The sequence below is a fragment of the Rhizobium sp. LjRoot254 genome (assembly GCF_964254105.1).
Classification (GTDB): domain Bacteria; phylum Pseudomonadota; class Alphaproteobacteria; order Rhizobiales; family Rhizobiaceae; genus Rhizobium_E.
Window position 1 is genome coordinate 1366601 of sequence record NZ_CAXUSM020000001.1, and the last position, 18425, is coordinate 1385025.

The window sequence follows — 18425 nt, forward strand, 5'->3', positions numbered from 1 at the left end:
TTCATTGCATGATTGATTCATCGGGCCGATATTGGCATGCCGGAGCCATCGGGCGGAAGCCGGGAAAGCATAAAGGACATGACATGGTGGATTTGACAGGCAAGCGGCTGGGCTTCGTGGGTACCGGCGATATTGTCGAGGCTGTGATCACGGGCATCTGCAAGACGGACCTCGGCGATATGCCGATCGTCGTTTCGCCGCGCAATGCGACGATCGCCGGGCGTCTGGCCGAAAAGCATGGCAATGTCAGCATCGGCGCCGATAATCAGGATGTGCTCGATCGCTCCGATATCGTCGTGCTCGCGGTGCTGCCGCAGATCATCGAGGAGGTGACGAAGGCGCTGAAGTTCCGGCCGGATCATCACGTCATCAGCTTCGCCGCCGCGACGTCGCTCGAGAACCTGAAAGACTGGATCGGCCAGCCCGTGACGCTCAGCCAGGCGATCCCGCTGCCTTTCGTGGCGGGTTTGAATGGCGCAACCGCGATCCACCCACACGATGAAGTCTCCTCGGCGATCTTCTCACGGCTTGGCAAGGCGGTCGAAGTGGACAACAAGCACGAATATGATGCGCTTGCCGCTGCTGGCGCCGTCATGGGCAGCTATTTCGGCATGCTCGACACACTGACCCTCTGGCTGGAGCGGCAGGGGCTGCCCTATGAGAAGGGTGGTGCCTATCTCGGCCAGCTTTTCGCCGGTCTCGGGCAGGCTGCGGGTGATACGGGCGGCAAGCGGTTCGGCGAATTGCGCGACAGCTATTCCACCAAGGGCGGGTTGAACGAGCAGGTGCATCGCGATTTCGCCCGCGACGGTGGCAATGTCGCGCTTGAGAAGGCGCTTGATGCGGTGTTCAAGCGCATAGCGGGCGGGTGAGGCGATGAGCTATATTCAGGCCGACCGCGCACGCTTCATCGGCTGAATTGTCCGGAGCGGGCCTGACTAGCAGGCACCGCTCCGGTTTCCCCGCTGGTTATTCCGCGGCCTCGGCCGGCTTGATGACGCCGCGGCGGATCTGGTCTTCCTCGATCGATTCGAAGAGTGCGCGGAAGTTGCCCTCGCCGAAACCTTCGTCGCCCTTGCGCTGGATGAACTCGAAGAAGATCGGCCCGATCACGGTCTTGGAGAAAATCTGCAACAGGATCTTGGTCGTGCCGCCATTCACCACACCCTCGCCATCGATGAGGATGCCGTGCTGCTTCATCCGCTCGATCGGCTCATCGTGGCCGTGCACCCGGTCGCGCGACCGCTCGTAATAGGTATCAGGTGGACCGGGCATGAATTTCAAACCGTTGGCGGCGAGACGGTCGGTGGCGTCATAGATGCCGTCGGTGCCGACGGCGATGTGCTGGATGCCTTCGCCCTTGTACTTCTTGAGGAATTCCTCGATCTGGCTGGTCTCGTCCTTGGACTCGTTGAGCGGAATGCGGATCTTGCCGCAAGGCGAGGTGATCGCCCGGCTCGTCAGGCCGGTGATACGGCCGTCGATGTCGAAGAAGTGGATCTGTTTGAAGCCGAACAGGTCGCGGTAGAAATCCCACCACTTGTCCATGTTGCCGCGGAACACATTATGGGTGAGGTGATCGAGATAATAAAAGCCGACACCACTCGGCCGGGGATCGGCTTCGCTGAGCCAATCGAATTCGACCTCGTAGGCCGAACCCTTTTCACCATAGCGCTCGACGAAGTAGAGCAGCGAGCCGCCGATGCCGACGATAGCGGGGACGTCTAAAGCCTTGTCATCGCCTGCATAGGGCGTGGCACCCTTGGATACGGCGTGCTCGAATGCGTATTGCGCATCGACCACACGCCACGCCATCGAAGGGGCGCATGGGCCGTGCGCATCGACAAAGCGCATGGCATGGCTGCCAGGCTCGGCATTGAGGACGTAATTGATGTCGCCCTGGCGCCAAACGGTGATGTTCTTGGTCTTGTGCCTGGCAACGGCCGAATAGCCCATGCGGGTGAAAAGTTCGCTCAGCTTCTCGGGCTCGGGATGGGCGAATTCGACGAATTCGAAGCCGTCGGTGCCGGCGGGATTGTCGGCCGAAATCTCTGCCGGCGGTGCATCGTGCGGAAAGGGACCCATCGTTTTCTCCTCGTCTCGAATGGTAATGCGCATAATGCCACTTCTGTGGTGCAATGTGCTTGCATTCGGACGTCGTTGGCACCAATCTATGCATGAAACGTGCATGGATAGGAGGCGTGATGCGTGATGACGCAACTCGACGGATTTGATCTCAAGATTCTTCACGCATTGCAGGCGGATGGCAGGCTTACGAACATCGAACTGTCGGAGCGGATCGCGCTATCGGCATCACAGTGTTCACGCCGGCGGGCGCGGCTGGAAGCGGAGGGTGTGATCAGTGGCTACCGCGCAAGCCTCGATCCGGCGAAGATCGGGCTTGGACTGCTGGTGGTGATCTCGGTTACGCTTGCCACCCATAACAGGGACAATGCACGGCGCTTCGCGCAGTTGGTGAATTCGTTGCCCGAGGTGCTGGAAGCTTTCGCTCTCACCGGTGAGATGGACTATCATCTCAAGATCGCTGCGCGAGACCTGAGCGGTCTATCGGAATTCGTCAACGATGTGCTGCTGCCGCATGAATCGGTACAGCATGTGAAGACCTCGATCGTGCTGAATACGCTGAAGCGGGATGGGGCGCTGCCGCTTCCCGAGATCCGTTAGGACCGATCGCCATTCAGCTGATGCCGGTCTGCAAATGGCGATTTTCTGCGCTTCCGGTGCTCATGTACCTTAAGTACGCTCCGCTCCGGTTCTCGAAAACCACCATTTTCGATTCAGCCTCAGCTGAATGTCGATCGGTCCTAACCCGGCAGCTTTCCCAGCCGGATGGCTGACTCTACGGCATCCAATCCGTCTTCGAATGATTTCAATCCCTTGCGGCCGAGTATTGCAGCGAGTTCGGCCTGATAGGCATCGGCATGCGCGGCAAGGTCGTCATAAGCCTTGCGGCCGAGCGGAGTGAGTTCGATATGTTCGACACGGCGATCATCTTCATTCTCGGTTCGCTTGATCCAGCGGCGCCCTTCAAGTGCACTGATCGCGCGGCTGACCTTGGTCTTGTGCATGCTGGAATGGGCGCCAATCGCAGTAGCCGTCATACGGCCTACTGCACCAAGCGCTGCGAGCGTCCGCCATTCCGGCCGCGTCATGTCGTAGCGCGATTTGTAGATGCGGGAGAAATTGAGACTGATTGACTCAGCGGCACGGTTCAGCCGGTAGGGCAGGAAGTGTTCGAGTTCGAAGCGATCGGCCATGGTGCCTTGATAGTTACAAAATCAATAGTTACGTCTGTAACTAATATCGCGAGATCCTGCAACGGGAGGAACCGTCATGGACACGAACACCGAGAGCCTTGCAGCCGCCTCCGCCAGGGGGGCCAACCAGCCCGCCTATATGCCGGGCTTCGGCAACGACTTCGAGACCGAATCGCTTCCCGGCGCGCTGCCGCAGGGCCAGAACAGCCCGCAGAAATGCAATTACGGCCTCTATGCCGAGCAGCTCTCCGGCTCGCCCTTCACCGCGCCGCGCGGAACCAACGAGCGCTCGTGGCTCTACCGCATCCGGCCGAGCGTTCGGCACACACGGCGCTTCTCGAATTCCAGCTATCCCCGGTGGAAATCCGCGCCATGTCTCGACGATCACGCGCTGCCGCTCGGGCAACTGCGCTGGGGTCCGATTCCGATGCCGTCCGAGCCGACGAATTTTCTCCAGGGCATGCGCACGATGACGGCTGCCGGCGACGTCATGACCCAGGTCGGCATGGCCGCACATGTCTATGTTCTCAACGACGATATGGTGGACGACTATTTCTTCGACGCCGACGGCGAGTTGTTGATCGTTCCTCAGGTCGGGGCGATCCGGGTTTTCACCGAAATGGGGATCATGGATGTCGAGCCGCTGGAGATTTGCCTCGTGCCGCGCGGCATGATGTTCAAGGTCAGCCGGCTCGGCGAAGGCGAGGGCTGGCGGGGCTATATCTGCGAGAATTACGGCGCCAAGTTCTCCATGCCCGATCGCGGCCCGATCGGGGCCAATTGCCTCGCCAATCCGCGTGACTTCAAGACGCCGGTTGCAGCCTACGAGGACAAGGAAACGCCGTGCCGGGTGCATGTGAAGTGGTGCGGCAAGTTCTACATCACCGAGATAGGCCACTCGCCGCTCGATGTCGTCGCCTGGCACGGCAACTACGCACCGTTCAAATACGATCTGCGCACTTTCTCGCCGGTCGGCGCGATCCTGTTCGACCATCCCGATCCCTCGATCTTCACGGTGCTGACCGCGCCGACCGAGGAGGCGGGGACGGCCAATGTCGACTTCGTGATTTTCCCGCCGCGCTGGCTGGTGGCCGAGCACACCTTCCGGCCGCCCTGGTACCATCGCAACATCATGAGCGAATTCATGGGCCTGATCCATGGCCAGTACGATGCGAAGGAAGAGGGCTTCGTACCCGGCGGCATCAGCCTGCACAACATGATGCTGCCGCATGGGCCGGACGCGATGGGCTTCGAGAAGGCATCGAATTCCGAACTCAAGCCGGTCAAGCTCGATCATACGATGGCTTTCATGTTCGAGACCCGCTACCCTCAGCAATTGACCCGGTATGCGGCCGAACTGGAGACGCTGCAGGACGACTATCTCGAGTGCTGGGATGGGCTCGAAAGGAAATTCGACGGGACGCCCGGCATCAAGTAGGCTTGTATCCGGGAGAAGAATCAAAACGGGAGGCAGACTGCTCATGAAATTGGCGACACTGAAGGATTCCACGCGCGACGGCCGGCTGGTGGTCGTGTCCAAGGATCTGACGCTCTGCTCGGAAGTCGGGCATATCGCGCGCACGCTGCAGGCGGCACTCGACGACTGGGCCCATGTCGGTCCACGTCTGGAGCGGGTCGCCGAGGGGTTGGAGGTCGGTTCGCAGCCATCGATGCGGTTTCACGAGCATGATGCCGCGTCACCATTGCCGCGTGCCTATCAGTGGGCGGATGGCTCGGCCTATGTCAATCACGTCGAACTTGTCCGAAAGGCACGCGATGGCGAGATGCCGGAGAGCTTCTGGACCGATCCGCTGATGTATCAGGGCGGCTCCGACAGCTTCATCGGTCCACGTGACCCCATCGTCGTCGCGGACGAAGGCTACGGCATCGACATGGAAGGCGAGGTGGCGGTGATTGTCGACGACGTGCCGATGGGCGCCACGCCGGAGCAGGCGCGGGATGCTATCCGGCTGGTCATGCTGGTCAACGACGTGTCGCTGAGGCACCTCGTTCCGAATGAACTCGCAAAGGGCTTTGGCTTCTTCCAGGCCAAGCCCGCCTCCGCCTTCTCGCCGGCGGCAGTAACGCCCGACGAACTGGGTGACGCCTGGAAGGACGGTAAACTGCATCTGCCGCTGCTGGTCAGCTGCAACGGCAAGGCTTTCGGCAAGGCGAATGCCGGCGTCGACATGATCTTCGATTTCGGCCAGCTGGTCGCGCATGCCGCGAAGACCCGCAGTCTTTCCGCGGGATCGATCATCGGCTCGGGCACGGTGTCCAACAAGCGCGACGGCGGCCATGGCAAATCCATTGCCGATGGCGGCGATGGCTACTCCTGCATCGCCGAAATTCGGACGATCGAGAAGATCGAAACCGGCGCACCCAAGACGCCGTTCCTGAAATTCGGCGACACCGTCCGCATCGAGATGAAGGATCGCACGGGGCACTCGATATTCGGTGCGATCGAGCAGACGGTCACCGAAGCCAATGGACCCAGCGCTGCATGAGCGACGTCGTTCTCCACGACTACTGGCGGTCGTCCGCCAGTTATCGGGTGCGCATCGCGCTCAATGTGGTTGGGCTGAAACATGAGTCCGTGCCGGTCGATATCCTGAAGGGCGAGCAGAGACAAAGCGCCTATCTCGATCTCAATCCGCAGGGCCTCCTTCCGACGTTGGAGCTCGATGGGCACAGGATGACCCAGTCGCTGGCGATCATCGAATATCTCGCCGAGATGCATCCAGAGGCGCATATCCTGCCGGCCGACGCGCTCGGCCGGCACCGCGTCCGGGCGCTGTCCTACGCCATCGCGATGGATATCCATCCGATTTGCAACAGCCATGTAGCTGCGCATGTCGTCGAACTGACCGGCAGGGATGAAGCGCGGCCGGAATGGATGCGGAGGTTCATCGGGCAGGGGCTGAAGGCCTTCGAGGCGATGCTCGATGATCCCGCGACGGGAACGTTCTGCCATGGAGATTCACCTGGAATGGCGGACTTCTGCCTCGTGCCGCAGGTCTACAACGCCGAACGCTGGCGCGCGGATTTGTCGGGCTGCAAACGCTTGCTTGAAATCGCCGAGCGCTGCCGAGCGCTTCCCGCTTTCGCCGCCGCCCATCCCGATGCCGTGCGGCCCGCGGATTAGCCGAAGAAAATTTGGAACGCACACACGGTTTTTCTCGTTCGATCAGGTGATCAGCAGCGAGGGCGAGCGTTGGCATTCTACAGCTTTGGACCGGTCCTCGGCGATCATTCCACGACTTTCCGGCTTTGGGCGCCGAAACAGGGTCGCATCGACGTTCTGATTGAAGGTCGCAGCCCTGAGCCGATGCGCCGCGACGAAAACGGCTGGCACATCCTTGATCTCGCCGATGCCGGCGCCAGCACGCGATACAACTTTGTCCTCGAGGACGGAACCGAGGTCCCCGATCCTGCATCGCGCTATCAGCCGAACGATGTCCACGGCCCATCCGAGGTCATCGATCCACTGGCCTATCAATGGAAATGCCCCGATTGGGCCGGCCGACCTTGGGCCGAGACGGTGATCTACGAACTGCATATCGGCACGTTCACAGAGGTGGGCACATTCCGGGCCGCGATTGAAAAACTCGATCATCTCAACGAACTCGGCATCACCGGGATCCAGATCATGCCGCTCGCGGATTTCCGGGGTGGGCGGAACTGGGGCTATGATGGCGTGCTGCCCTATGCGCCGGATTCGAGCTATGGCCATCCTGGCGATCTGAGAGCCTTGATCGATGAAGCGCATCTGCGGTCGATGTCGGTGTTTCTCGATGTCGTCTACAATCACCTCGGCCCGGATGGAAACTATCTTCCGCTCTACGCGCCGATTTTCACTGAACGGCACCGCAGTCCTTGGGGCGCAGGCATCAATTTCGATGGGGATGGTTCGCGCGCCGTACGGGATTTTTTCATCGAGAATGCGCTCTACTGGCTCAATGAATTCAGAATGGACGGCCTGCGTTTCGATGCCGTCCATGCCATCAAGGACGATAGTGAAGAACACATCCTGCTTGAAATGTCGCGCCGTATCCGTGAGGAAATCAAGGGCCGGCATGTCCACCTGATCCTCGAGAACGAGGAGAACGAGGCATCGCTGCTCGAGCGTGCTCCGGACGGAAAGCCGAAGCATTTTACCGCCCAATGGAACGATGACATGCATCACGTGCTGCACGTGGCGGCCACTGGCGAACGCGTCGGCTACTATGCGGACTATGCCGGCGACTTGAAAAAGCTGGCGCTGGCGCTGGCCGAGGGCTTCGTCTTCCAGGGTGAGGTGATGCCGTTCCGCGGAACGCCACGCGGCGAGCCGAGCGCGCATCTGCCGCCGACGGCCTTCATCGCCTTCATCCAGAACCATGACCAGATCGGCAATCGGGCCTATGGCGACCGGTTATCCGCTTCGATCGACTCCGTCCGGCTGCGGGCGCTCGCGGCGATCTATCTGCTTGCTCCGCAGATCCCCATGCTTTTCATGGGCGAGGAATGGGGGGCACTGGAGCCTTTTCCCTTCTTTTGCGACTTCGATGACGAACTCAATGCCGTTGTGCGCGAAGGTCGGAAGGGCGAGCTCGCGCGCATGCCGGGTTTTGCGGGCGATGCCGACGATGCCCCCGATCCGACCCAGCTGGAGACATTCCTGTCGGCAAAGCTTCGCTGGGAAAAGCGCGACACGCCTGCAGGCGCCGCACGGCTGGCATTCTACAAATCCCTGCTTGAGCTTCGCCGTATCCATGTTCAGCCCTTGCTGGACACGCTCGGAACGCGTCCTGCGGAATATGGGGTCGGCGACGGCGTCGTCCGGGTCACCTGGTTTGCCGAGGGTGAGCGCAGGCTGACGCTGATGGCAAATCTCGGCGATGGAGACGTGCAAATGGATGTGCCGCCGAAGGCCAACGTCTTCTACCCCCGAGATGGCGTTTCCGTATTGTGGATGTCGCCCTGGACGATGATCTGGTTCACCGAGCCCTGACGCGTGCGGCATGGAACCATCCGGATTCGCCGTCATTTCCTTCATGATCGAAAGGAGACAAATCATGGCAATCAACAGTCCCAAGAACGGCGCCCCCGGAACCACCGAGCAGTCACCGCGGTGGGAAGGACCCGAGGCCAGCAGACCGCGCGGCTATCTGCCCGCCAAGGATGACCCGGAGCATGACCGGGATGCGGCCGGCGAAAACCTCCGCGATCCTCGCAAGCGCAATGTCTCGGACGCCTTCAAGACCAAGGAAGATCAATAGTTGTTGCGCCGGCCACTCAGGCCGGCGCGGTCGCCTGAGACAGAAACTCGCCCGTCGTCACCACGGACAACTGCACCGAAAACCGGTTTCGCAGGAGCGTGAGCGACGCTTCGTGGGTTTCGTCCGCGCCGCCGCAGACGGCGTCTTCCAGCAGAATGACATCGTAGCCATGGTCGATCGCTCCCAGCACCGTGGCGAGCACGCAGACATCCGTTTCTCCCCCGCTGATGACCAGTTGGGTCACGTGTTCCTCGGTCAATCGCTGATGAAGATGTCCGCCGTGCCAAGGCGAATAGGTGAACTTGTCGAAGATGCGGGCAGGCGGCACGAATTGCTTGAGGGGGGCTATCAGATCTATGAGTTCCGGCGACAAGTGTTCACCCGTCATCATCCGCCATTTCGTGTAGTAATCCTGCCATTTGCCGGGCAGGTCGCTGGCGTGGATTGGTGGCACGAATCTCGTGAATATGGTGGAATTGGCAAAACGTCCGGCGATTTCCGAGACCTGCGGTGAGACTCGATCCATCCATTCGACGTGCCAAGGTGTGTCCTCAGCGAAGACACGTTGCATGTCGATGCAAAGATGACGCCAGTTCTGCAATTGCGCAGCCCTCCATTTCGTGCGTGATTAACCCGGCGGGGCGGTCGGGAGTTCCTCGATTCAAGTCTGGCGGAAGAAAGTTCCCTTTCATTGGTCCGGCGTCATGAGGAGCGCAAACGGCCGCTGGCTGAAGATTCTTGCTACCGGCACGTCGCGGCCGAACGACCCGCCGCCATCTCCGAATGCGTCCCTATACGGGACGCCGCCAGGGATCGTCAGCGACGTATCGCCCCAATAGTCCCGGGAGAGGTGTTTGCCACCGGCCACGGCATCGAAGATCAGGCGTGGTACGGCAACGATTGCCGAGGTGCCGGCGTGGCGTCGTTCGAATGCAAGGATTTTGCCGCTTCTCAGACCCCGAACGTCGATTGGAATATACTCACCAAAGGTGAAGAGCTCACGGTGACGTGTCCTCAGCTTGAGTGTCTGGGCTATCAGCCATGACTTCAGCGCCACGGGGGCATTGATTGAAGGTTTCCCTTCGGACGGAGCTAGAGCCACAAAATCCGGAATGCGGCGGTTGTCGGGATCGACGAGACTGAAATCGAAGCCCTCGCACCCCTGATAGATATCCGGCACGCCGGGAACGGTCAGCTTGAGCAGCGTCTGCGCGAGACTGTTGACGATGCCGGCCGCGACATAGGGTGCCAGAACCGTGCGGAAATCGTCGAGAAATGCGTGGTTAGATGGCGAAAGCAGATGGCCGGCGTAGGATTTCACTGCGGCCTCATATGGCTCGTTGATGTCGGACCAATTCGTCCGGAGCTTCGCCTCGCGGAGGGCCTTTTCGAGATAGGACAGAAAACGCTCCCTGATTTCTGCCAGCTGTATTTCTTTGCTGGGGTCGAAATCGAGCGGCATAAAGCCGGCAAGCGCCTGGTAGATCAGCCATTCGTCGGCGGGTCCGGGTGCCGGGCCATCGGGCAACAGAGTGACCAAGAGCTGATGCAGACCGCGCCATCGCCTGACAGCAGCGATCCAGTTCTCGGGTGCCTCGCTCAGCGTGTAGAGCCGGGCGCGGGCATCCTCGCCACGCTTGGTATCATGGGTCGATGTCGTCGTCAGCGCGAAGGGCTGTGTGTGCAGCCGTTCCTGCATGCTGGCGTGGAAGCGGGTCACGCCGCCTTCGCGGCCAATCGGATCGCCGCCGACCTCGTTGAGCGCGACGAGCCTGTTGTGGCGGTAGAAGAATGTGTCCTCTAGCGACTTGGCGAGCACTGGTCCGGTGAGTTGCTGCAGGCGGGTGCGGAAGCGGATGGCATCGGGACGAGGAGTTTCGCTGACCTTGCCTGACGATATGTTATGGAGGAAAGACAAGGCGTCGCAAAGATGAGGGTTTCGGGCTTCCAATGTCTCGAACACCTGGTCCAGCAGGTGCCTGTCCGTCTCGCTCAACCCTGCCTCGGTTCCGTAGGTGCGGTAGACGGGGAAGCCCGTTATCAGCTCGCGGACAGCCTCGGAGAGCTTGCCATCCGTTGCGAGGCTCTCTCGGCCATCGGCTAGGGCGATCCTGGCGGCCAAGTTCTCCAGGGCACTGGTTTCACCACGGAAATTGACATCCGCCAGCAAGCGCTTGGCCTTTTGCAGTTCCTGCTCCGGCTCCGAGAAGCCCGGCGCCGCCTCGGCCCAGGCCTTGTCCAGTGTCTGGCTCTCGTGGTCCGTGAACACGCCTGCGAGCGCGGCGATGAATTCGTAGCCGGTCGTGCCCGCGACGGGCCAGTCGGGCGGCAAAGTCTCGTCGCCTTCGAGGATTTTCTCGACGACGATGTAGATGTCCTGTCCGACTTTGTCGCGAAGGTGCTGGAGATAGGCTGCGGCGTCGGCCAGTCCATCGACATGGTCGATCCGCAATCCATGGACGCGGCCCTTTCGCACCAGATCGAGCGTGAGTTGGTGGGCAGCGTCGAACACGGTGGCGTCCTCAACGCGTAGGCCGACCAGCCCGGTGACCTCAAAGAACTGACGATAGCTCAGACCATTTGCCGCCTCTCGCCAGTGGATGAGTTTCCATGGCTGGAAGTCCAGCACCCGGCAAATGTCCTCGATATCACTGACCAGCGCATGGTCTGAACCGTGCGTTGCCAGAATGTTTCGGGTAGCATCATGAAATGCAACCTCGTCTTCAGGATTAGCCATCGCCGAGATGGTTTTGAGCAAATGCCGTATCTCTTCCGACTTGAAGACGGATGAATAAGTTGCTGGATTTAATGGATAATGAGTGCCTCTGTAGTCGAACGAAACCGTCCCAGTGGAGCCTCCAAGCACGATGCCGCCATGCCCTTCGGAAATCTCCCGCTCGATCGATCCGGTAAGAACGGGAAGTGTCAGTTTCTGGTCCCAATCGTTGTCAAAAAATGCGGCATAAGGGCTCGCACGGCCCCATTTCACCACGCTGGCCCACCAGCGGTTTTCAAGCGACGCGGCCATATGGTTCGGCACGATGTCGAGGATCAGGCACAGACCTGCGCCAAGCAGGGCATCCGAAAGGCGCACGAAGCCCTCCATGCCGCCGATCGCCGGATCCATTTCATTCGGATCAATCACGTCGTAACCATGGGTCGAACCGGAGACGGCGGAGAAGATCGGGGATGCATAGAGATGGCTCGCGCCAAGGCTTTTGATATGTGGGATGAGACCGATCGCCCGGTCGAATGTCATGCCGTTGCGGAACTGCAGCCTGTAGGTCGACGACGGCGTGGTGAGGCCGAGATTTTCGGAGCGGGCGCTAACCATGGATGATCAATGTCTCCGCATTTTTCGGCTTGTCTCTGGTTGCAGCCGTATGTTCCTCCGGCACAAATTCGACCGTCGCCAGCAGCGGCAGGTGGTCCGACGCCTGGCGCGCAAGCGGCGTGTCCACGACTTCGTAACCTATGATCCGCGCGTTGGGATTGGCGAAGATATGATCGAGCCGCAACACTGGAAAGCGCGCGGGGAAGGTCGGTCGTGCCGGGATTGTCAGCGTCCGCCGCGATAGTCCTTCCGCGAGAATTGAATATGCGCGGGAGCGTGGACCCGCGTTGAAATCGCCGGCAAGCAAAGATGGCGAGGCACGGCACTCCGTGCTTCCCAGCCACTCGTGGCCGGCAAGCGTCCGGGCTTGAAGCATGCGTTCGCGCCGCCAGAGGCCGAAATGCGTGTTGATGATCTGGACCTTTGCGCCGAAATAATCCACTTCCACCCAGATCGCGCCGCGCGGTTCGCCGACCGACGGCAGAGCGGCGGCCCGGACCACCCGCGAGGGCAAGGCGGTGAGGATGGCATCGCCGTATTTTTCCTCATCGACATGCAAGGCAGGATGGAAATGAGAATCCATGCGTAAATGTTCGGCGATCATGTACGCCTGATCTATGCCGCCGGTGCGGAGGCGTCCGACATCCAACTCCTGAAGTGCAATGACCTGCGGCTTGGCCGAGGCGATCACTTCGGCGATGCGGGCGGGATCGTGCCGCCGGTCGCGGCCACGGCAGCTATGGACATTGTAGGTCAGCACGCGAAGCGGGCCGCCCCCTGGCATTTCGTTTGGCGTTATTTGCATGGCTGGGGAACCCGCAAGGGGGCCATTCGTTCCCCATCTGGGCAGCCATTTGCGGGATTAGCGAATGTTTCTCCGATACTTGTTCAGGATCATCATTGTCGTCGCCGTAGCCGGCGCCCTCTATCTGCTCTACAACACCCTGCAGCAATATAGCTTCGACGAAATCAGCCGGGCGCTGCGATCGATACCCGCATCGAACCTGATGCTCGGCCTGGCATTCGCTGCCGGGTCTTATTTCTGCCTGTCCTGCAATGATGCGCTTGCCGTGCGCTATGCCGGCAAACCGCTGCCGTTCCACCAGACAGCGCTTGCCTCGTTCACCGGCCTGTCGATCGGCCACAATGTCGGTGTCGCGGCACTCAGCAGCGGGGCGATACGCTACCGCTTCTATTCGCGCTGGGGGCTGACCACGGAGGAGGTCGCAAAGGTCATCCTGTTCTGCGGCATGACGGTGGGGCTGGGATTGGCGACGCTTGGCGCGGCAGCGATTTTTCTGCGACCGGATGACGTCGCCCGGATGGCAGGGCTGAACGACGAGGCAATTTCGGTCGCAGCACTCTGCTGCTTCACGTTTCCGGTTCTCTATCTCCTTCTCTCCGCGTTTCTGCGTACACCCTTGCATATCCGCAACTGGCGCTTCCAGATGCCGTCGCTGCCGATCGCGGTGGGTCAGACAGTTGTTGGAACTGTGAATTTCGCGCTTGTCGCGGCGAGCTTGCACCAAATGCTCACCGCGTTCGGAGAAGCTGCCTATCTCCAGGTGGCGACGGCTTCGATCACGGCGAATATCGCGGCGATCGTCAGTCACATTCCGGGTGGGCTTGGTGTGCTCGAAGCAACGATCGTACATATCCTGCCGGGCGCGGAATCGATCGCCGCTGTGATCGCCTTTCGGGTGATCTATTATTTCATCCCGCTCGCAATCGGCCTCTCGCTGCTGGTTGGCAGCGAGTTTGTGCTAAAATCCGGTCCTGAATTAAATGAAAATGCCAAATAGCCTCGTGGCTGCCGCGTCGAGGCCCTTTCTCAATCGCTGAAACAGTCGGAAAGGCTTTGCGGGGTCAACGAGGTCAGTACCCCAGATCGGCTCGATCTCGCCCATGTCCACCCGTACCTGCATGTCGCGGAGTCCGCGAGGGCCGGTGTTGAGTTCGTCAATCGTTTTCGTGAGCGAGTGCGTCCGCGCGATCGCCTCCGCGACAGCCTCTTCGCTCGCATCGAGATGTTCGGCCATCAAGCGGTTGCGAAGGCTGGTGATCGACGCGCCACACCCCTCGGAGGTGGATTCAATAGCGATATCCGCCTCGGTATCCATTCCCTCGGAGCGGTTGTTGAGATTCGATGAACCGAGGCGGACGAAGCTATCATCGACGACCAACAGCTTGGAGTGAATGAGCACGTCCTGCTCGGTTCCATCCGGCTTGGGCACGACAGGATACACGACCCGCAGCCGGCCGTGGATGTCGGCGCGCTTCAGTCTGCGGATCAAACGGTCGCGATTGCCGCCCATGACGACTTTTTCGAGAAAGCCGTGCGACGCGCGGGTGAGCACGACGACGATATCCGGACCATCCGGATCCCTAAGGCGTTCACTCATGCAATCGGCTATGCCGAAGAAAGCGAAATACTGGGTTTCCATATAGATATGCCGGCGTGCCGAGCGAAGTGCGTCGATGGTCAGTTGCATCGCCTGCTTCTTGCTCTTTCGCTTGGTGGGGCCGGGCTCTGTCAGCGACAGTGCGACCTCGCATCCTACAAGAGCGGGCTCGATATTGGAGGGCCAGAGATCATTGTCCGCGGTTACCCTCTCATGCTTTTCACCCGTGGCGCGTTCCCAACGCTTGCGTGCGAGATCGCCGATGGAGACTGCCGACGATCCGGTGACGACGGACTGGAGGTCATGCACGGGGTCGAAAGGTTCGCCATCCGGCGACACCCTGAGCGGATTATCGAAATCATGGGCTTGGGTGTCCCAGCGCCTCGACGTGAGGTCGATGCCGCCGAGAAATGAAATGGTATCGTCCACGACCACGATCTTCTGGTGGTGCGATCCGCGAAGCGGGTGCTTGCCATCGAAACGCAGATGAATACGCGGGTGATTGGACCATGTGTTCTCGCGGAAGAGGCGCAGCGATTTTCCAGAATAGATCGGCCCCATCGCCCAGACCAGAATGCGGATCTCCAGATCTGCATTGTCATCGACGAGCGCTCGGAGAAACGCGCCGAGCGTGGCGTCCGGTCGCTCGGGATCGAGGTAGATATCGGGATTGAAATCCCAGGCGATGATCCAGATCGCACTTTTTGCTTTTGGCAGAATCTCCCGGAGGCTGCGGTAATATTCGGCGGCATCAATGATGAAGCCGACCTTCTCGGCCGGGTCCGAGCGCCAGGCATTGCTCTCGATATTGATGATGCTGGAACGATCTTCGGCTTGCAGCATGAATTCCCTGTCGCGTTTCAAATGCCGACGCCTATGTCGCGGCAATGTGCGGAAACTGCCGGGAGTGGCCGGGAGTTCCACATGCTGGTGAGAAAGTGAATGATTGCAGGCGGATGATTGGCTGCCGCGTGCGGTTCACCGGTAGAACAGCATGAGGCTGCGCGCTGTGGCCAGCACAGGCTTCTTGGCCTTCACGGGTCCCTCGGACAGCGGCGTGTCGCATGTCGCGAGTGCGAAATTCCAGTCGTCCTCGCCGAAATCCGGCAGCGTGAAGGACACGTCCTCGGCGCGTGGATTGAAAATGATCAGGACTTCCGACCATAGCTCCGTATCGTCCTTCAGATCGGGGCGTTGCAGATGCAGGCAGAGTGTCGGCTCGTCGTGCCAGTGCTCGGGAAGCTGCTCGCCGCCCTCGGATGTGAACCAGTTGACGATCATGCCATCGCGCCAGTTTTCCCGACGGAGCAGCGGCTGCGCCACACGGAGCGCGATCACGCGCTTGGTGAACGTCAGAAGCTCTTCATTGGCGCCGGACATACCTTCCCAGTCGAGCCATGTCAGTTCGTTGTCTTGGCAATAGGTATTGTTGTTGCCGGATTGCCCATGACCGAATTCGTCACCGGCCAGCAGCATGGGCGTGCCATGCGAGAAGAACAGCGTCGCGAGGAAATTCCGCTTCTGGCGTTCGCGGATATCGTTGATGGACCGATCGTCCGTCGGGCCTTCAGCGCCATAGTTATGGCTGCGATTGTGGTCGTGGCCGTCCTTGTTGTCCTCGCCGTTCGCTTCATTGTGCTTGCCGTCATATGAGACGAGGTCATTGAGCGTGAAGCCGTCGTGGGCGGTGATGAAATTGACTGATGACCACGGGCGGCGGCCGCGCTGGTCGTAGCAGTCGCCCGAGCCCAGGATGCGGGCGGCGAAATCGGGCGCGGTGTGCTCATCACCCTTCCAGTATTCGCGGACGCTGTCGCGGTACTTGTCGTTCCACTCGGCCCAGCCGGGCGGGAAACCGCCGACCTGGTAGCCGCCCGGTCCAATGTCCCAAGGCTCGCCGATCAGTTTTACACGCGCCAGGACCGGATCCTGCAGCACCGCATCGAAGAAACCGCCGCGCTCGTCAAAACCTTCCGGCTCGCGGCCGAGGATGGTGCCGAGATCGAAGCGGAAGCCATCGACCTCCATCTCCTCGACCCAATAGCGAAGCGAATCCATCACCATCTGCAGCACACGGGGATGGGAGGTGTTGACCGTGTTTCCGGTGCCGGTGTCGTTGACATAGTAGCGGTGATTATCGGGCATCGTGCGGTAGTAAGAGAAATTGTCGAGGCCCTTGAAGCTCAAGGTCGGGCCGAGTTCGTTGCCCTCGGCGGTATGATTGTAGACGACATCGAGGATCACCTCGATTCCAGCATCGTGATAGGCTCGCACCATGGCCAGAAATCCATCCTGGCCCGACGGGCCGAAATAGCGTGATGCGGGCGCGAAGAAGCCGAACGTGTTGTAGCCCCAGTAATTGGTCAGTCCCTTGTCGGCGAGGTGGAAGTCGTCGAAGAATTCATGCACCGGCATCAGTTCGACCGATGTGATGCCGAGGCTCTTGATGTAGTCCACCGCCGCTTCGTGGCCGAGGCCATCGAATGTGCCGCGCAGATCCGCGGGGATCAGCGGATTGCGCTTGGTGAAGCCCTTCACATGGGTCTCGTAGACCATGGTCCGGGACCACGGGATGGATGGCCGCAGGATTTCCTTGGCCGTGCGGGGTGCTATGACCCGGCACTTCGGCATGAAGCGGGCGTTGTCGCGGTCGTCGAAGGTGAGGTCTTTTTCCTCGGCGTTGAGATCGTAGCCGAAATGGGTATCCGAGTTCTCGAGCTTGCCGTAAAAGCTGCGGGCGAATGGATCGGCAAGCAGTTTATTCGCGTTGAAGCGATGACCATTCTCGGGGTCGAAGGGGCCATGCGCACGGAGTCCGTAGAGCGTCCCTTTGGTCAGACCGGGGATGAAACCGTGGAAAAGCTCGTGGGTGTTTTCCGGAAGCGTCAACCGCTGGAGTTCGATTGTGCCCAAGGGATCGAAGATACAAACCTCGATGCGCTCGGCATGGGCGGAAAAAACACTGAAATTGACACCTCCGTCCACCAAAGTGGCCCCGAGCGGCGTCGGCTCGCCTGCGTGAATGGAGAACTGAGACACTTTTGCGTCCATGCTTAACTCTAACCCCCGACATTTATGCTGCACCACAGCATAACGTGGGGAGGTGGATCTGGTTCCGCTCGATGGCTTATGGAAGTCGATGGGGATTACGGCTGCTTGAACCGGGTAACCTGGTCTTCCAGCCAGCCGGCGAACCTGACCGCTGGCGGAAAATCCAGCTTGTGATGGGGCCGGACGAGGTAATAGGCGCTCTCGCTCTCGATCGCCCAATCGAAGGCCCGCACCAGCCTTCCAGTCGCCAACTCGCTCTCTATGAGGAAAATTGGCATCAATGCCACACCCAAGCCGGCTATGCAGGCCTGGGTCACGTTCGAGAACTGTTCGAAGACCATGCCTTCGCGGTGCTGTTTCGATATTCCGAGCGTCGAGAACCAGTGGCGCCAGGCGCCGGGGCGAGATACCATTTCGAGAAGCGGCATGCCCAGCAGATCGGCAGCCGCTTCGACAGGGTGATCATCCCGAAAATCCGGGCTGCAAACCGGCACGACGGTCTCGCCCATGAGGAATTTGCAATCGGCGTCCGGCCAGTTCGGTCGGCCGACATGGATGGCCGCATCGATATTCTCGGCGCGAAAATCGAATTGCCCGATACGGGTCGCGAAACTGATGGTGATCTCGGGGTTCTTCTGCACGAAATCCGGGATGCGGGGCATCAGCCACCGCGTGCCGAATGTGGGGAGGATCGCGAGCCGCAGCCGAGTTTCCTCCGATCCGGACATCGCCGCCAGCGACAGGGATCGGATCTTCGCCAGTACATCGGCGACGCCTTCCGCGTAGGCCTTGCCCTTTTCAGTCAAGCGCGCGCCGCGACCCGTCCGTTCAAGCAGCGTCACGCCAAGCTGCTCTTCGAGCAGCGAAACATGGCGGCTTATCGCGCCCTGGGTAAGGTGCAGCATGGAGGCGGCGGCGCTGAAACTGCCGGTGCGCGCCACCGCATCGAAGGCGGCGAGCGCTGAGGTAGAGGGCAGGAGACGTCTCTGGGTTGGCTTCATGCGCTATGAGTAAAGCTCATAGCGGGATTAGTAAACATGGTTTGTACTCCGGCCGATCCTGATGCATGTTGCGGGCGACAAAAACTCAGGAGCAAATC

Annotated in this window: 16 protein-coding genes; 8 read left to right on the forward strand and 8 right to left on the reverse strand. The window is 60.3% G+C overall.

Annotated elements, in window-relative coordinates; genetic code table 11:
* Nucleotides 1–83 precede the first annotated feature (83 nt).
* Nucleotides 84–872 carry a pyrroline-5-carboxylate reductase gene (locus ACSQ26_RS06735; RefSeq protein ID WP_436007496.1) on the forward strand — a complete coding sequence of 263 codons (789 nt, stop codon included), beginning with the start codon at nucleotides 84–86 and terminating at the stop codon, nucleotides 870–872.
* Between the two features lie 97 nt (nucleotides 873–969).
* On the opposite strand, the gene hppD is transcribed toward ACSQ26_RS06735, so the two are convergent.
* Nucleotides 970–2085, reverse strand: coding sequence for a 4-hydroxyphenylpyruvate dioxygenase (gene hppD / locus ACSQ26_RS06740; RefSeq protein WP_436007498.1), 1116 nt, complete (start codon nucleotides 2083–2085; stop codon nucleotides 970–972).
* 126 nt (nucleotides 2086–2211) lie between these two features.
* Between hppD and ACSQ26_RS06745 the strand changes: the two genes are divergently transcribed.
* Complete coding sequence (locus tag ACSQ26_RS06745) at nucleotides 2212–2685, forward strand: Lrp/AsnC family transcriptional regulator (protein ID WP_436015133.1); 474 nt, start codon at nucleotides 2212–2214, stop codon at nucleotides 2683–2685.
* A gap of 140 nt (nucleotides 2686–2825) precedes the next feature.
* On the opposite strand, the gene ACSQ26_RS06750 is transcribed toward ACSQ26_RS06745, so the two are convergent.
* Nucleotides 2826–3278, reverse strand: coding sequence for a MarR family winged helix-turn-helix transcriptional regulator (locus ACSQ26_RS06750; RefSeq protein WP_436007500.1), 453 nt, complete (start codon nucleotides 3276–3278; stop codon nucleotides 2826–2828).
* Between the two features lie 76 nt (nucleotides 3279–3354).
* Between ACSQ26_RS06750 and hmgA the strand changes: the two genes are divergently transcribed.
* The 5 genes from hmgA (at nucleotide 3355) to ACSQ26_RS06775 (ending at nucleotide 8539) form a co-directional block, all read left to right on the forward strand.
* Nucleotides 3355–4716, forward strand: coding sequence for a homogentisate 1,2-dioxygenase (gene hmgA / locus ACSQ26_RS06755; RefSeq protein ID WP_436007502.1), 1362 nt, complete (start codon nucleotides 3355–3357; stop codon nucleotides 4714–4716).
* 43 nt (nucleotides 4717–4759) lie between these two features.
* A complete protein-coding gene (locus ACSQ26_RS06760) occupies nucleotides 4760–5785 on the forward strand; it encodes a fumarylacetoacetate hydrolase family protein (protein ID WP_436007504.1) in 1026 nt (341 codons plus the stop codon).
* The gene (gene maiA / locus ACSQ26_RS06765; protein WP_436007506.1) at nucleotides 5782–6423 is read left to right on the forward strand and encodes a maleylacetoacetate isomerase; all 642 of its coding nucleotides are present in this window, start codon (nucleotides 5782–5784) and stop codon (nucleotides 6421–6423) included. The genes ACSQ26_RS06760 and maiA overlap by 4 nt, the downstream gene beginning before the upstream one ends.
* Nucleotides 6424–6492: 69 nt before the next feature.
* Nucleotides 6493–8271, forward strand: coding sequence for a malto-oligosyltrehalose trehalohydrolase (gene treZ, locus ACSQ26_RS06770; RefSeq protein ID WP_436007508.1), 1779 nt, complete (start codon nucleotides 6493–6495; stop codon nucleotides 8269–8271).
* A gap of 70 nt (nucleotides 8272–8341) precedes the next feature.
* Nucleotides 8342–8539, forward strand: a complete 198-nt coding sequence (locus ACSQ26_RS06775) for a hypothetical protein (protein WP_436015135.1) — start codon at nucleotides 8342–8344, stop codon at nucleotides 8537–8539.
* 16 nt (nucleotides 8540–8555) lie between these two features.
* On the opposite strand, the gene ACSQ26_RS06780 is transcribed toward ACSQ26_RS06775, so the two are convergent.
* From ACSQ26_RS06780 to ACSQ26_RS06790, 3 genes are all read right to left on the reverse strand, one after another.
* The gene (locus ACSQ26_RS06780; RefSeq protein ID WP_436015137.1) at nucleotides 8556–9110 is read right to left on the reverse strand and encodes a cysteine hydrolase family protein; all 555 of its coding nucleotides are present in this window, start codon (nucleotides 9108–9110) and stop codon (nucleotides 8556–8558) included.
* A gap of 117 nt (nucleotides 9111–9227) precedes the next feature.
* Nucleotides 9228–11873 carry a malto-oligosyltrehalose synthase gene (gene treY / locus ACSQ26_RS06785; RefSeq protein WP_436007510.1) on the reverse strand — a complete coding sequence of 882 codons (2646 nt, stop codon included), beginning with the start codon at nucleotides 11871–11873 and terminating at the stop codon, nucleotides 9228–9230.
* Nucleotides 11866–12678 carry an endonuclease/exonuclease/phosphatase family protein gene (locus tag ACSQ26_RS06790; RefSeq protein ID WP_436007512.1) on the reverse strand — a complete coding sequence of 271 codons (813 nt, stop codon included), beginning with the start codon at nucleotides 12676–12678 and terminating at the stop codon, nucleotides 11866–11868. The genes treY and ACSQ26_RS06790 overlap by 8 nt, the downstream gene beginning before the upstream one ends.
* A 64-nt stretch (nucleotides 12679–12742) precedes the next feature.
* Here ACSQ26_RS06790 and ACSQ26_RS06795 point away from each other — a divergent pair, with 64 nt between their 5' ends.
* A complete protein-coding gene (locus ACSQ26_RS06795; RefSeq protein WP_436007514.1) occupies nucleotides 12743–13675 on the forward strand; it encodes a lysylphosphatidylglycerol synthase domain-containing protein in 933 nt (310 codons plus the stop codon).
* Here the strand turns inward: ACSQ26_RS06795 and ACSQ26_RS06800 are convergent.
* The 3 genes from ACSQ26_RS06800 to ACSQ26_RS06810 all read right to left on the reverse strand — a co-directional run bounded on the left by ACSQ26_RS06800 (nucleotide 13655) and on the right by ACSQ26_RS06810 (nucleotide 18327).
* Nucleotides 13655–15139 carry a phospholipase D-like domain-containing protein gene (locus ACSQ26_RS06800; RefSeq protein ID WP_436007516.1) on the reverse strand — a complete coding sequence of 495 codons (1485 nt, stop codon included), beginning with the start codon at nucleotides 15137–15139 and terminating at the stop codon, nucleotides 13655–13657. The genes ACSQ26_RS06795 and ACSQ26_RS06800 overlap by 21 nt on opposite strands.
* A gap of 114 nt (nucleotides 15140–15253) precedes the next feature.
* Entirely contained in the window at nucleotides 15254–17326 is a 2073-nt protein-coding gene (gene glgX, locus ACSQ26_RS06805; RefSeq protein ID WP_436007518.1) for a glycogen debranching protein GlgX, read from the reverse strand.
* A 95-nt stretch (nucleotides 17327–17421) separates the two neighbouring features.
* The gene (locus ACSQ26_RS06810) at nucleotides 17422–18327 is read right to left on the reverse strand and encodes a LysR family transcriptional regulator (RefSeq protein ID WP_436007520.1); all 906 of its coding nucleotides are present in this window, start codon (nucleotides 18325–18327) and stop codon (nucleotides 17422–17424) included.
* Nucleotides 18328–18425: the final 98 nt, after the last annotated feature.